We start from the raw sequence: 13,319 nt of genomic DNA, 5'->3' as shown, positions 1-13,319 counted from the left end.
AGGCGGCCGGCGGCTTCGTCCCCGGCACGCAGTTCGGCCCCGCCGTCAGCTGCCCCCCTAGTCCGCCGAATCGGGTCGGCTGGTCGGCCTCGTGGCCGCACTGAACGAGGTTGTTGCACGAGGTCCTTCAGAGGACGGATCCTGGTTCAGGTCGGGTCCGCCCAGCAGCTCGAACAGGCTCGAGAAGCCCTGGTCGCCGTGACCGTCGGCGATCCGGCGGTCCATCAGTCGCTTGACCTCCCGCATCCGGACGGCTTCCACCCCGAGGGATTCGCGGTGGTCGATCATGTCGTCCATCAGCGCGGCCTGGACATTGAGCGGACCGAGGTCCGGTGCGTAGGTGCCGCTCCGAATCGCCTTGCTCATCGACGTCAGCAGGGGCGGGTAGATCGCCACCGAACCGGCGACGCGCTCGGTGAACTCCACCACGTCGACCCCCTCCGCCTGAACCAGGCGGAGCACGTGCAGATAGCCGATGAGCAACTCGTAGCCGACCGCGACCTGGGCCATGAACTCCACGGCGGCCAGGCCGGCGTCCTCACCGTGGTAGGCGATGCCGCCCAGTTCCCGCAGCATCGGCTCGTGAGTGTCGAAGGCGGTGCGGGAACCGCTGAAGGGGAACATGACGTTGGGCGTTCCCACGTACGGCGGGTCTCCCATGACCTTGCCGTCGATGTATGCGGCGCCCCGTCCAGTCGCCCAGCTCTCGATGGCCCGGGCCTGGCCGGCGGAGCCACTGGTGACGTTCACCAACACCTTGCCCGCGACCTCGGATTCGACGGACGCCAGCACCTCTTCGACCGCCTTGTTGTCGAGCAGGCAGACGACGACGAGCGGGCTCGCCGCCACCGCGTCAGCCGCCGTCGGGGCCGCCGTTGCACCGGCGTCCACCAATGGTGTGCTCTTGCTCGCGGTACGGTTCCAGACCGTTGTGCGGTAGCCGCGGTCGACGAACGTCCTCGCTATCGCCGCCCCCATCTCACCGAGCCCCAGCACGGTGACCTGGCTGGTCCTGGCGGTCGCTTCCTCGGTTGTCGTCATGTCGGTGCCTTTCGTGCGAAGGACTGCAAGTGGTCGTTTCGTTGAGCGGTTCAGCGGTTCAGCGGTTCAGCGGTTCAGCGGTTCAGCGGTTCAGCGAAGGGTGGGCATGGGTTCATCGGTGACGGAGGCGGCGGGCGTCGGGGGCAGGGTGGTGCGGCGAGGCAGCGTCAGGGCGGCAGGGATGCCTGCGAGAGTGAGCGCCGACGCGACGTAGACCGCGTCGCGCAGACCGTCGGAGGTGGCGGTGCGCAACGCATCGCCGGTCAGGCCGGCGAGGCCGGAGGTGGAGACACCGACCAGGACGGCCAGACCCACGCTGGTGCCTATCTGAAGGGCGGTGTTGGCCATGCCCCCGGCGGCGCCCTGGTCCTCGTCGGCCACACCGGTGCCGGAGGCGCCGAACATGGTCGGGTAGATCATGCCCATGCCCATGCCGTAGACGGCCAGGCCGGCGAGGATCGTCCAGTAGGAACCGTCGGTGCGCATGCCGGCGGCCATCAGCGCGCCGCCGCCGGAGCCGAGCAGCAGGGCGATGATCAGGGTCGTGCGGGCGCCGATTCGGATGATCAGTCGTTCGGCGACGGAGTTGGCGATGCCGATGACCACCGAGAGGCTCAGGAAGGCCAGCCCGCCCCGCAGTGCCGAGTAGCCGAGCACGTCCTGGAAGTACAGGGTGAGGAAGTAGACCAGGTTCTGCATCGTGATGCCGAACGTGAGGATCACCAGCAGGCCGGCGCGGAGGTTGGGGTTGGTGAACAGCCGCAGTGGCATCAGCGGGTGACGGCTGCGGGCCTCGATGATGACGAACGCGGTCAGCAGCACCACGGCGACGACGGCGGAGGCGAGGACGGAGGTTGTGGTCCAGCCGGCCTCGGGGCCCTGCGCGATGGCGAAGACGAGCAGGGTCAGTCCGCCCGTGCCGGTCACGGCGCCGGGAACGTCGAAGCCGCGTCCCCGTTCACGCCGGCCGTCGGGGGCGAGCAGGGCGAAGGCGCCGCCGACGCCCGCCACGACGAGCGGCACGTTCACCAGGAACACCGCCTCCCAGCCGAAGGCATGGGTCAGCACGCCGCCGAGCAGGGCACCGAGACTCAGCCCGCCGGCGCCCGCCATGGCCCACACGGCCAGTGCCCGAACGCGCTCGGGGCCTTCGGCGAACCCGGTGGTGACCAGCGAGAGCGTGGCGGGGAACAGGACGGCACCGCCGACTCCCTGGAACGCTCGCGCGACGATCAGCACCGCGGATGAGGTCGCCAGGCCGCCGAGGAGCGACGCACCGCCGAACAGGACCAGACCCAGGACGAACATGCGGCGGCGGCCCAGCAGGTCGGCCGAGCGGCCGCCCAGGAGCAGGAAGCCGCCGAAGAGGATGGCGTAGGAGCTGACCACCCATTGGGCGGCGTGACCGGACAGACCGACCTCGTGGGCGATGTCGGGCAGCGCCACGTAGACGATGGTGAAGTCGAGCGAGGTGATCAGGCTGGAGAAGGCCAGCAGGCCGAGGGCCCAGCGCGACCCGGCAAGGGTGGTCGTCTTCTCAGGGGTTCGCATCGCGGTCTCCTCGAGTGGTGCGAGCAAGGCTCCGGTCATGCCGCATAAGGGCGTTCGGCCCGGGCGTTCCGGAGGGCGTGGGCCCACCAGGCCAGCTGGTCGAGCAGGCTGTCGGCCGCCGCGCGGCAGCCGACCGCGTCGATCGGGCGGCCGTGGTCGTCGAACCTGTCCCGGCAGGAGTGGAAGCTGACCGTGTTGCGGACGGTGACGGCGTGGAGCTCGACGAAGACCTGCCGGAGGTGCTCGACGGCGCGCAGGCCGCCGGAGGCCCCGCCGTAGGAGACGAAACCGACCGGCTTGGCCTGCCATTCGTCGACGAACCAGTCGATGGCCGTCTTGAGCGAGGCCGGGAAGCTGCGGTTGTACTCGGGTGTCACGATCACGAACGCGTCGGCCCGGCCCAGCCGTTCGCCCAGCTTCCGTACCGGGTGGGGCACTTCGGAAGGTCCCGCGTCGTCGGCGGCGAGTACGCAGGGCAGGGCGCTCTCGGCGAGGTCGACCACGTCGAGGCCGAGGGCGGGGCGCCGGCGGGCCTCCCCGGCGAACCATTCGGCCACGGTGGGGCCGAACCGGCGGTCCCGGGTACTGCCGACGATGATGGCGACACTCAGTGGTCGTGGCGCGGTCATCGAGCTCTCCCTTCCAAGGTCGCTGTGCGGCTCGGTGGGTCGAGCATGTCGACCGGCGCTTGCCCCGCGCTTACCGCGCGCTTTCCGCCGGCGCCGAGGCGCGGTAAGGGGATTGATCCAGAAGGGGAACGGGCCCGATATCGTGGCCACATGCGATTCGGGGTGCTCGGGCCGCTGGGGGTTTGGACCACGGACGGCGCCCCGGTGGTGGTGCGCGGGGCGAAGGTCCGCGCACTGCTTGCCGTCCTGCTCGCCCATGAGGGCCGGCCGGTACCGGTGGACCGGCTGATCGACGACCTCTGGGGCGACGGGCCGCCGCGCAATCCGTCGGGGGCGCTCCAGGTCAAGGTCTCGCAGCTGCGCCGCGCCCTGGACGAGGCCGAGCCGGGCACGCGGGACCTGGTGTCCTTCGCGGAAACCCTGGGCTATCGGCTGCGGGCGGACAACGGGGCCGTGGACGCGGCACGGTTCACGGGACTGCTGGCGCGGGCGCGCGAGGCCGCCGGCCCGCGGTCCCGGGCGGACCTGCTGACCGAGGCGCTCGAGCTGTGGCGCGGACCGGCCTTCGCCGACTTCGCCGACGCCGAGTTCGCCCGGCCGGCGACCGCGCACCTGGAGGAGCTGCGGCTCACCGCCCTGGAGGAACGGGCGGAGGCCCGGCTGGAGGTCGGCGAGCTGGGTGCGCTGGCGGTCGAGCTGGGCGACCTGGTGGCACGTCATCCGTTGCGCGAACGGCTCCGTTGCGCCCACATGCGCGCCCTGTACGGCACCGGAAGGCAGAACGAGGCGCTGACGACCTACGCCGACCTCCGGACCCACCTGCGCGAGGAGTTGGGCCTGGACCCCGGGCCGGAGATCGCCGAACTCCACCGGCGCATCCTCGAGCAGGACTCCGCTCTGGTCACCGCGCCCGGAACGCCGCCGCGGACGAACCTCCCCGCCCAGATCAGCGAACTGGTCGGGCGGGAGGAGGCGATCGCCCAGGTCCAGGCCCTTTTGAAGTCGGCCCGGCTCATCACACTCACCGGTCCCGGCGGTGTCGGCAAGACGCGGCTGGCCGTGGAGACCGCCGGGCGGGTCGCCGCGGACCATCCGGACGGCGTATGGCTCGTCGAGCTGGCCGGCCTCGACAGGACGGCCACGGCGCCGGGGGCCGATCGGCTCGTGGAGACCGTGACCGCCGCGCTCGACGTCCGTGACGACACCGCCCAGGGCATGCCGCGCTCCGGCACACCCGCCGATCCGGCCGAACGGCTGGCCGGCGTGCTGCGGGCCCGCCGGACGCTGCTCGTCCTGGACAACTGCGAGCATGTGGTCGACGAAGTGGCCGCGTTGAGCGAGCGGCTGCTGCGGAAGGCGCCGGAGGTGCGGATCCTCGCCACCAGCCAGGAGCCCCTGGGCCTCGCCGGGGAGACACTCTGGCCGGTGCCGCCGTTGCAGTCGCCCCACTCCCCCGCCGACATCGGGCCCGCGGCCCTGCGCGGGTTCAGCGCCGTCCGGCTGTTCGAGGCGCGCGCGAGGGCCGCCGTTCCCGGGTTCGCGGTCGACACCGCCAATGCCCGTGCGGTCGCGGCGATCTGCCGTCGGCTGGACGGCGTTCCGCTGGCATTGGAGCTGGCGGCCACCCGCTTGCGGGCACTCGACGTCCACGACCTTGCCGAACGGCTCGACGACCGGTTCCGGCTGCTCTCCGCGGGACACCGCGGCGCACCGGCACGGCAGCGGACCCTCCGCGCGATGATCGACTGGAGCTGGGAACTGCTGTCGGAGCCCGAACGCCTCGTCCTGCGGCGGCTCGCGGTGCACACGGAGGGCTGCGCGCTGGACGCCGCTGAGGAGGTCTGCGCGGACGACGGTGACGTGGCGCCCGAGGACGTCCTCGACCTGCTGGGCCGCCTCGTCGACCGTTCGATGGTCGTCAGGACCGGTGGCGCCGGCGGGACCCGTTACCGGCTGCTGGAATCGGTCGCGGCCTACGCCCTGGAGCGTCTGGAGGAGGCCGGCGAGACCGAGCAGGGCCGCCTCCGTCACCTGATCTTCTACGTCGGGCTGGCCGAACGTGCGGACCCGCGGCTACGAGGCCCCGACCAGCGGCGCTGGCTGCAGCGGCTGGACGCCGAGCACGGCAACCTGCGCGCGGCCCTCCAAGAGGCCGTGCGGCGGCACGACGCCGAGCTCGCGCTGCGGCTGGTCAACGCGCTGGCCTGGTACTGGTACCTGCGCGGAAGGATCGGTGAGGGCCGGCGCGCGTTCACGACGGCACTGGGCATCCGGGCGCAGGCGCCCGCCGCGACGAGGGCGCGGGCCGAGGCCTGGCAGAGCGGCCTGGATCTGCTGGGCGAGCGTGCGGCGCGGACCCGTACTCCCTCGGAAGCCATCGCGGACCCCGGTGAACGCGCCAGAGCGCAGTGGTTCATCAGCGACGTGCTGCTCGGTGCCGGCGACCTGGCCCTCAGCAGGGAACTGGTGGAGCGGGCCCTGCCGGTGTTCCGGCGGCTCGGCGACCGCTGGGGCACCGCCGCGGCGTTGGCCACCGAGGCCGGCCAGGCCCTCGTACTCGGCGAGATCGGCACGCTCGAACGGTCCGGGGCGGAGAGCCTGGCGATCTTCGGGGAGCTCGGGGACCGGTGGGGGCAGGTCAGGGCCACCGACCTGCTCGGCCGGCTCGCGGAGATCAAGGGCGACCGTCGCAGGTCCGCCGATCTGTGCCGCGACGGCCTCCAGCTGGCCGAGGAGCTGGGCCTTTGGCTGCATGCCTCGCTGCTCCAGTCCGGGCTCGGCCGGATCGCCCTGCTGACGGGCGACCACGCCGAGTCGGACCGGCGCCACGAGCTGGGCAGGGCCCTGGCCGTCGAGCACGACTACCGTCCCGGCGAGGCCTTCGCCCTCACCGGCCTCGCCCTCACCGCCCGCCGCGCGGGCCGCCTCGACGAGGCCGAGGCCCACATGCGCGTCGCTCTCGCCTGGGAACACGAAGTGCGGTACGCGCCGGGCATTACGTTCGGGCTGGCGGAACTCGGCTTCACCGCGGAGCAGCGAGGGGACGCCGCGGCGGCCGAGGAACTCCACCGGGAGGCCCTCGCCGTCGCACAGGACACCGGCGACCCCAGAGCGATCGCGCTCGCCCTGGAGGGCCTGGCCGGCACCGCGGCCCTGACGGGCGAGCACGCGGCGGCGGCACGGCTCCTCGGGGAGGCCGCCGCGCTGCGCGAGTCCGCGGGCGCACCCCTGCCCCCCGAGGAGAACGGGGACGTCGACCGCATACGAGCCACGGTGCGATCAGCCCTGGGCGACGACGCCTTCACCACGGCCTTCGCCGAGGGCCGCGCCACACCCCGTTCCTGAGCCCAGGCGTTCTGACCCGAGCTGCTGCGGGTCCTGGGCCGCACGACGGTGTCCGATTGCCGCCAGCAAAGTCCTGCTGTGGTGCTCATGCTGGCGGCATGACGATGTCATCCACTTCGGAGTCGGTAAGAATTCTCACCGGCATGTACGCGGCTGAGGCGGAGTACCTGGCGGCGGGAGGCCCTGGCGCGGCTTCGTTCGACCTGCTCGCCCCCTTCTTCGCGCCGGATGTCGAGCTGCATCAAGCAGATGCCTTGCCCTATGGCGGCACTTGGCGTGGGCACAACGGCATGACGCAGTTCTTCCTCATGATGAGAGAGGTGTGGGAGTCGTTCGACATGGTGGAGCAGGAGTTCCTTGCCACCGGTGAGACCGCGGTCGTGATCACACAGGTCCGGGCTCGCGCTCGAGCGACCGGCCGTGAACTCAGCTTCCCCCTTTTGCAAGCGATCACGGTCAAGGACGGACGGATCACCGAGGTCCGTCCGTTCTACTGGGACACGCGGGCTGTCGCCGACGCCTGCGCCGTACCGGCACCGACAGACTGAGGTCGACCAGACCCGGGCCCAGCACGACCAGATGCGGACGACGTCGACTTTGCCGTGCGGCTCGCCGTCAGATGTCGCTTCTCCGGCTCGCATCGGATCCTTGCAGCAGATCGGCGGACTCCGGACGGTCGTCGGCCCATGCGTCCGGACGTGTCGCCGAACACCTGCAGCCGCGCACTTCGGGCCACCGAGAATCGCCACGCAAATCACTGATCCTGGCCGGTTTGATCCATTACAGTTCCCGCAAGGACGTTCGAAGTGAACGTTCGGGGAGGGAAACAGAAATGGCGTTTCGCAAGTTCCTCAGCTCGTTGGGCGTCAACGCGCCGAGCGTGGAGACCGTTCTGGGCAGCACCTCGGTGCGTCCGGGCGACAAGCTGTCGGCCAAGGTGACCGTGCAGGGCGGTGGGGCGGACGTGCAGATCGAGCGGTTCGCGCTCGACGTCGTGACGCGGTTCGAGGACAACGAGAGCTCCGAGACCGGGTGGAGCAACCCGGGCGTGCTGCTCACCTGGAAGCCCGGGAGCGGCGCGTTCACCCTGCACGCGGGGGAAACCCTCACCTGGGACGTGGAGTTCGACCTGCCCTGGGAGATGCCGCTGACCCACGCCCTGGGCAGCCCCGTCAAGGGTGGCAGGGCCGCAGTCCGCACCGAGCTGGCGGTCGACAACGCGGTGGACAAGGGGGACTTCGACGAGTTCGAGGTCCACGCGCTTCCGGCCCAGGACAGCATTCTGCGGGCCTACCTCGACCTCGGCTACCGGCTGGACGAGGCGGAGGTCAAGCACGGGGTGGTCAAGGGAGGGGACAACTCGAAGGCGAACCACTGGCAGGAGTTCGAGCTCTGGTTCCCGGTGGAGTCCGGCCGCAGCGGACAGCTGGAGACCGCCTTCATCGCCCGGGAGGACTCGCTGGACCTCGTCATCGGCAGCACCGGGCCCCACGCCTTCTCCTACGCGCAGGCGGGCGACCAAGCGGGGGTCACCGCCTGGCTGAAGGCCCTGCTCGACGCCCACGGCCTGTAGGACCGTAGTGACGGGGCGGGGACGCGAACTGTCGCGTCCCCGCCGCCGCGCCGGAAGCCAGCCCCGTGCGCCTGGTCAGCGCAGCAGCATCACGTCACGCCGGAGGCGGTCATGCTCCTTCTCGGCGCGGCATCATCCTGCTGGTAGTCGGATGCGTCACCGGCATATCGGTCCTGTGGACGATCGGCATCATTCTCGCGCTCATCGGCGCGGTTCTGTGAATCATGGGCTCCATGGGACACGCTGTCGCCGGCCGTCGGCACTACTGGTGACGCACCACCGGTCGGTCATCGCAGTCAGCCCGCCCGGCCTGGCAACAGACCACTCTGTTCGGCCCCCAGCCGGGCTGCGCACCGCTTCCCGTCGACTCCGCCGCCACCGCCCAGGCATGCGGTCTGCATGCCCGACCGAGGCTCCCTGCCTGATCGAAGCCGTCGCCGAGGCCAGAACCGGGGGGGGCACGGCGGCGATCAGGATGCCGAGCGTGATCATCAGCTGGTTCGCCATCGCCGGGTAGCCGTTCGCCCCGCACGCGATCGCCGTACCGGTGACGAACACCACGCCGATCACGCCCAGGGCCTTTCGCCGTCCGAATCCGTCGGACAGCCGGCCGGCCGAGCCGGCGCCGGTCACCGCGCCGACGAGCAGCACGCTGACCACGCTTCCCCGCTCGAAGGAGTTCAGGCGAAGTCCTGCTTGATGTGGAGCAGGGCCCCCGACACGACCGCCGTCGTCCGTCGGCGAGACCATTCGTCGCAGCAGGCCGACCGTTCACCGCTGGGACCGCCCCGTGATGTTGACCACTCGACCGGGCGCTGATTGATTCGTTTCAGTTTGCCTCTCGCACCACCGGACCGCACCACACCACGAGCCCGTGACGTCACCGCCCTGCAGGGTTGCGGCCTGAGCGTGCTCTCAACTGCAGAGGAAGCCATGAAGCGATCACACGTGATCTCCGCTCTCGGAGCGGCCGCCGCGCTCCTGCTCAGCACCCTCGCCACCGGCCCCGCCTGGGCCGGTCCCATGGACGCGTCTCCGGTCCCGACCAGGCAGGTGACCACCTGGGCCGCCGGCGACGACATGGCCGGGGGAACGCTTTCGGACCTGACCGTGCGCAACATCGTCCACACGAGCATCGGTGGATCAGGACTGCGGGTTCGCCTGTCGAACGCCAAGGGCACCAAAACGCTGCACCTCGACAGCGTCTACCTCGGCCTGCAGGCCGACGGAGCCGCCCTGGTCCCGGGTTCCAACCGGAGAGTCGAGTTCGGTGGCACCACCACCGCCACGATCCCTCCTGGTGAGACGGTGCTGAGTGATCCACTCCCGGGAACCGTGCCCGCTCAACGGAATCTGGCGATCAGCATCCACGTGTCAGGGGACAGCGGCCCGCTCACCGCGCACAACCGTTCGATGCAACACAGCTACAAGTCCACGAGCGGCGACCACGCTGCCGACGAAGACGCGACCGAGTTCCTTACGGAGACGGCGACATGGTTCTGGCTGGATGCTCTCGTCGTCGATGCTCGGAAGCAGACCGGCACGGTCGCGACACTCGGTGACTCCATCACAGCCGGCGTCGGCACGACCATCAATGCCAACCGCCGGTGGCCGGACGTCTTGGCCGATCGATTCGCCGCCCTTCCGCCGGTGCGCCAGATGGGCGTCGCGAACGAAGGAATATCGGGCAACCGCGTCCTCGGTGGCGTCTCCCGGCCGGGCGGCGCAGGTGATGCTGCCGTGGTCCGCCTGACCAACGACGTCCTCACCAAGCCGGGCGTCGAAACCGTCCTCCTGTTCGAGGGCGTCAACGACATCGGCGCCGGGGCGTCGGCGGAGGAGATCATCGGGGGCTACCGACAGTTGATCGCCCAGTCCCATGGTGCCGGCGTCTGCATTGTCGCCGCGACCGTCACGCCGTTCGGCGGCTCCGTATTCGTTGATCCGGAAGGCGAGACGGTACGACAGGCAGTCAACGACTTCATCCGGAACAGCGGCGCATTCGATGCCGTGGTGGACTTCGACGCCGCAACCCGCGACCCGGACCAGCCCGAGCGGCTGCGTCCCGCCTACCACGACGGCGACGGGCTGCACCCCAACGACGCCGGCAACGCCGCCATGGCTGCCGCGATCGACCTCAACGCCCTGCGGTGTGACTGATGTATTGCCCCGTGAGGTTGGGGACACGACTGGCTGGCGGTTGGCCCTTCAGCAGCCACACGTCGAAGGCGTCACGCCGTTCACGTTCTGTGCGATAGGGCCTGGCATATGCCCACTCGTCGAGAAGGATGGCGGTTGAAACGTTCCACTTTGCCGTTGGTCTGGGGACGGTAGGGGCGGGTGCGTTTGTGGGCAATCCCTGCAGCGAGCAGCGTTTCGCGCCAGGTGCCTGAGCGGTAGCAGGATCCGTTGTCCGTGCGGACCCGACGGACGGTGATCCCGGCCTGCGTGAAGTAGTCCTGGGCGCGGGTCCAGAACGCGGCGGCGGTCTGCTTCTTTTCGTCGGGAAGGATCTCGCTGTAGGCCGGCCTGGAGTGGTCGTCCACGGTGTTGTGCAGGTAGCTATAGCCTCCGCCGGAGCGGTGCTTGCGGCTGGCCTGACGGCCCATAAACTGGTGGCCGCCCCCGCCGGGGATGTTGCCCAGCTTCTTGATGTCGACGTGCACGAGCTCGCCCGGAGCGTGGTGCTCGTAGCGTCTGATGACGCGGCCCGTGGCGCGGTCGAGATGAGTCAGACGGGCGAGCCGATAGCGGGTGAGAACTCGATGCACCGTGGCGGGATTCACCCCGAGCAGATATCCGATGCGGGCGGGCCCCCCACCAGCGGCGCATGATCCTGACCTTGATGATTCGTCTCTCGGTGCGGCTCGGCGGGCGGCGGGGGCTGTGATGAGGACGGCTGGAGCGGTCGCGCATGCCAGCTTCGCCCTGTTCGCGGTACCGGTCGGCCCATCGCTTGGCAGTGGTGGGTGAGGCCTGGAAGCGTTCGGCTGCGCGTCGTAGCGGCCACCCGTCGCGCATCACGCAGAGGGCCAGACGCAGGCGGCCGGTTTCGGTCAGAGGTGCGCTGCGGTGAGGCATGAGCTTTCTGGTTCTGCGAGGAGAAGCGCCGGGTTCGGCGGATCTCGGACGATGGAACAGGAACGTCGTCCTGCTGGCACTCGCCGTCGTTCTCGCCTGGGGTCGCTTCGGCCCGCACGCCTTCTGACTCTTACGCGATGACCACCGGCCCGCCCTGAACGCGGGCCGCGAACCGAGAAGGAACAGCGATGCTCCCCGAGGAGAACAACGGCGTCATCACCGCCGACGCGCAGATCGACGCATTGCAGGCCATCCTGGCGGCCCACGGCCAACCGACGACGGATGTCCTGGCCGGTGCCGATGCGGGCCGCGAAACCCGACACGGGCGCCTCCCCGCAGACGACCGAAGGGCCCTACTACATGTCCGCCGACGGCGAGGGGCGGCAGCGGGTGGACATCGCCGACGGCCGACCCGGCGTTCCGCTCCAGCTGAGGATCACCGTGCTCGACGCCGACCAGGGCGCACCGGTCCAGGGCGCCGAGGTCGACGTGTGGCACTGCGACGCGCTCGGCTACTACTCCGGGCACCTCGCCCACGACCCGGACACACTGCCGACCATGAACGAGTCCGGGCACGTCCCGCCCACCGACCCCTCACGCTTCCTGCGCGGCTCCCAGCGCACGGACATCGACGGAACGGCCGGTTTCGACACCATCTATCCGGGCTGGTACTTCACCCGCAGCATCCACATCCACCTCAAGGTCCGCGTCGACGGGCAGGAGGTGTACACCGGACAGCTGTACCTGCCGGAGGAGTACAACAAGGCCATCGAGACGTTCCCGCCCTACAACCAGCACACCACGCTGCAACGGCTGCCCAACGCCGACGACCTCGTCTACCGGTCCGCCGGCGGCAGGGACCTGCTTCTGGACATACAACCGGTGGTAGCGGCACGGCCCGGCGGTAGCCGCTCCTAACCTCTGTGGGCAATACACCTAGGTGGCTGCGCAGGGAGATCAGCCGGGCCCGCAGCGGCGCCGGCAGCAGTTTCGGGATCCGCCCGCCGGTGAATCTTCTTACGGACCCGTGACGGGCCGCTCGCGGCTCCCGGGTCCGGGAGCCGGGGGCCCTAGCGTGTGCGTATGCGCGTACTGGTCACCGGCGGTGCCGGGTTCATCGGCTCCCACGTTGTCGAGGCCCTGTGGGAGGGCGGGCACGAGGCCGTCTGTTTCGACGTCCGGGCGGATCCCGGCGACGACGTGCGCGACCCCGAGGCCGTGGCGCGGGCCCTGGCGGGGGTGGACGCCGTGTGTCATCAAGCGGCGATGGTCGGGCTCGGCCGCGGGTTCGCCGACGCTGCCGAGTACGTTTCACGCAACGACCTCGGCACCGCCGTCCTGCTCGCTGCCATGGCCGAGGCTGGTGTGCGGCGGCTCGTGCTCGCCGGGTCGATGGTCGTCTACGGAGAAGGACGCTACGCCTGTCCGCGGCACGGGGTGGTGCGGCCGGGACCGCGCGCGGTGGGAGACCTGGAGGCGGGACGGTTCGAGCCCCCGTGCCCGGTGTGCGGCGCGGACCTGGTGCCGGGGCTGGTCGGCGAGGACGCCCCGGCCGATCCGCGCAACGTGTACGCAAGCACCAAACTGGCCCAGGAGCACCTGGCTGCCGCCTGGGCACGGACGACCGGCGCGACGGCGGTGTCGCTGCGCTACCACAACGTGTACGGGCCCCGGATGCCCCGCGACACCCCGTATGCCGGTGTCGCCTCCTTCTTCCGCTCCGCCCTCGCGCGCGGCGAGCCACCGAGGGTCTTCGAGGACGGGCGTCAGCGCCGGGACTTCGTGCACGTGCGGGACGTGGCCGCGGCGAACGTCGCCGCGCTGACGGCGGAGAGGCCGGGCGGTGGCCTCGCCGCCTACAACACCGGCAGCGGTGAGCCGCATACGGTCGGGGAGATGGCATCCACGCTGGCGGCAGCGTACGGCGGGCCGAAGCCCGTCGTCACCCGCGAGTACCGCCTGGGCGACGTCCGCCACATCACCGCCGACTCCGCACGACTGCGGAACGAGACGGGGTGGCGGCCACGGGTCGGGTTTGCCGAGGGCATGCGGGAGTTCGCGCGGGCGGAGTTGCGCCGGTAGTGACCGCGGGCCCGGCG

At 70.6% G+C, this 13,319-nt stretch carries 12 protein-coding genes and 2 pseudogenes; 9 read left to right on the top strand and 5 right to left on the bottom strand.

Annotated features, from left to right (window positions below; translation table 11 throughout):
• Positions 1–57: 57 nt before the first annotated feature.
• From ACIGO6_RS09355 to ACIGO6_RS09345, 3 genes are all read right to left on the bottom strand, one after another.
• A complete protein-coding gene (locus ACIGO6_RS09355) occupies positions 58–1,041 on the bottom strand; it encodes an NAD(P)-dependent oxidoreductase (protein ID WP_399873476.1) in 984 nt (327 codons plus the stop codon).
• Between the two features lie 90 nt (positions 1,042–1,131).
• Entirely contained in the window at positions 1,132–2,592 is a 1,461-nt protein-coding gene (locus ACIGO6_RS09350; RefSeq protein ID WP_399873474.1) for an MFS transporter, read from the bottom strand.
• A 35-nt stretch (positions 2,593–2,627) separates the two neighbouring features.
• Positions 2,628–3,221: an NADPH-dependent FMN reductase gene (locus ACIGO6_RS09345; protein WP_399873472.1), complete on the bottom strand. Its 594-nt coding sequence runs from the start codon at positions 3,219–3,221 to the stop codon at positions 2,628–2,630.
• Positions 3,222–3,371: 150 nt separating this feature from the next.
• Between ACIGO6_RS09345 and ACIGO6_RS09340 the strand changes: the two genes are divergently transcribed.
• From ACIGO6_RS09340 to ACIGO6_RS09320, 5 genes are all read left to right on the top strand, one after another.
• A complete protein-coding gene (locus ACIGO6_RS09340; protein ID WP_399873469.1) occupies positions 3,372–6,566 on the top strand; it encodes a BTAD domain-containing putative transcriptional regulator in 3,195 nt (1,064 codons plus the stop codon).
• A 98-nt stretch (positions 6,567–6,664) separates the two neighbouring features.
• Positions 6,665–7,114, top strand: coding sequence for a nuclear transport factor 2 family protein (locus tag ACIGO6_RS09335; RefSeq protein WP_399873466.1), 450 nt, complete (start codon positions 6,665–6,667; stop codon positions 7,112–7,114).
• Positions 7,115–7,398: 284 nt separating this feature from the next.
• Positions 7,399–8,139 carry a sporulation protein gene (locus ACIGO6_RS09330; RefSeq protein ID WP_399873463.1) on the top strand — a complete coding sequence of 247 codons (741 nt, stop codon included), beginning with the start codon at positions 7,399–7,401 and terminating at the stop codon, positions 8,137–8,139.
• Between the two features lie 65 nt (positions 8,140–8,204).
• Complete coding sequence (locus tag ACIGO6_RS09325) at positions 8,205–8,360, top strand: hypothetical protein (protein ID WP_399873655.1); 156 nt, start codon at positions 8,205–8,207, stop codon at positions 8,358–8,360.
• A 3-nt stretch (positions 8,361–8,363) separates the two neighbouring features.
• Entirely contained in the window at positions 8,364–8,411 is a 48-nt protein-coding gene (locus tag ACIGO6_RS09320; RefSeq protein WP_399873639.1) for a hypothetical protein, read from the top strand.
• A gap of 231 nt (positions 8,412–8,642) precedes the next feature.
• Here ACIGO6_RS09320 and ACIGO6_RS09315 read toward each other — a convergent pair.
• Positions 8,643–8,861, bottom strand: a pseudogene (locus ACIGO6_RS09315) (MFS transporter); the annotation flags it as partial.
• A 331-nt stretch (positions 8,862–9,192) separates the two neighbouring features.
• Between ACIGO6_RS09315 and ACIGO6_RS09310 the strand changes: the two are divergent.
• Positions 9,193–10,299, top strand: a complete 1,107-nt coding sequence (locus ACIGO6_RS09310) for an SGNH/GDSL hydrolase family protein (protein ID WP_399873462.1) — start codon at positions 9,193–9,195, stop codon at positions 10,297–10,299.
• On the opposite strand, the pseudogene ACIGO6_RS09305 reads toward ACIGO6_RS09310, so the two are convergent.
• A pseudogene (locus ACIGO6_RS09305) lies at positions 10,277–11,220 on the bottom strand (IS481 family transposase). The gene ACIGO6_RS09310 and the pseudogene ACIGO6_RS09305 overlap by 23 nt on opposite strands.
• Between ACIGO6_RS09305 and ACIGO6_RS09300 the strand changes: the two are divergent.
• The 3 genes from ACIGO6_RS09300 (at position 11,219) to ACIGO6_RS09290 (ending at position 13,302) form a co-directional block, all read left to right on the top strand.
• Positions 11,219–11,347 (top strand): hypothetical protein, encoded by a 129-nt coding sequence (locus ACIGO6_RS09300; RefSeq protein WP_399873459.1) that lies wholly within the window; start codon positions 11,219–11,221, stop codon positions 11,345–11,347. The pseudogene ACIGO6_RS09305 and the gene ACIGO6_RS09300 sit on opposite strands and share 2 nt — an antisense overlap.
• Positions 11,348–11,502: 155 nt before the next feature.
• Positions 11,503–12,138 (top strand): hypothetical protein, encoded by a 636-nt coding sequence (locus tag ACIGO6_RS09295; protein WP_399873457.1) that lies wholly within the window; start codon positions 11,503–11,505, stop codon positions 12,136–12,138.
• A 165-nt stretch (positions 12,139–12,303) separates the two neighbouring features.
• The gene (locus ACIGO6_RS09290) at positions 12,304–13,302 is read left to right on the top strand and encodes an NAD-dependent epimerase/dehydratase family protein (protein WP_399873455.1); all 999 of its coding nucleotides are present in this window, start codon (positions 12,304–12,306) and stop codon (positions 13,300–13,302) included.
• The last annotated feature ends 17 nt before the right edge of the window (positions 13,303–13,319 follow it).

The organism is Streptomyces sp. NPDC053750 (genome assembly GCF_044544295.1).
Classification (GTDB): Bacteria; Actinomycetota; Actinomycetes; order Streptomycetales; family Streptomycetaceae; genus Streptomyces.
The sequence above is the reverse complement of the archived record's forward strand: the minus strand, read 5'-3'. Positions and strand labels throughout refer to the sequence as shown.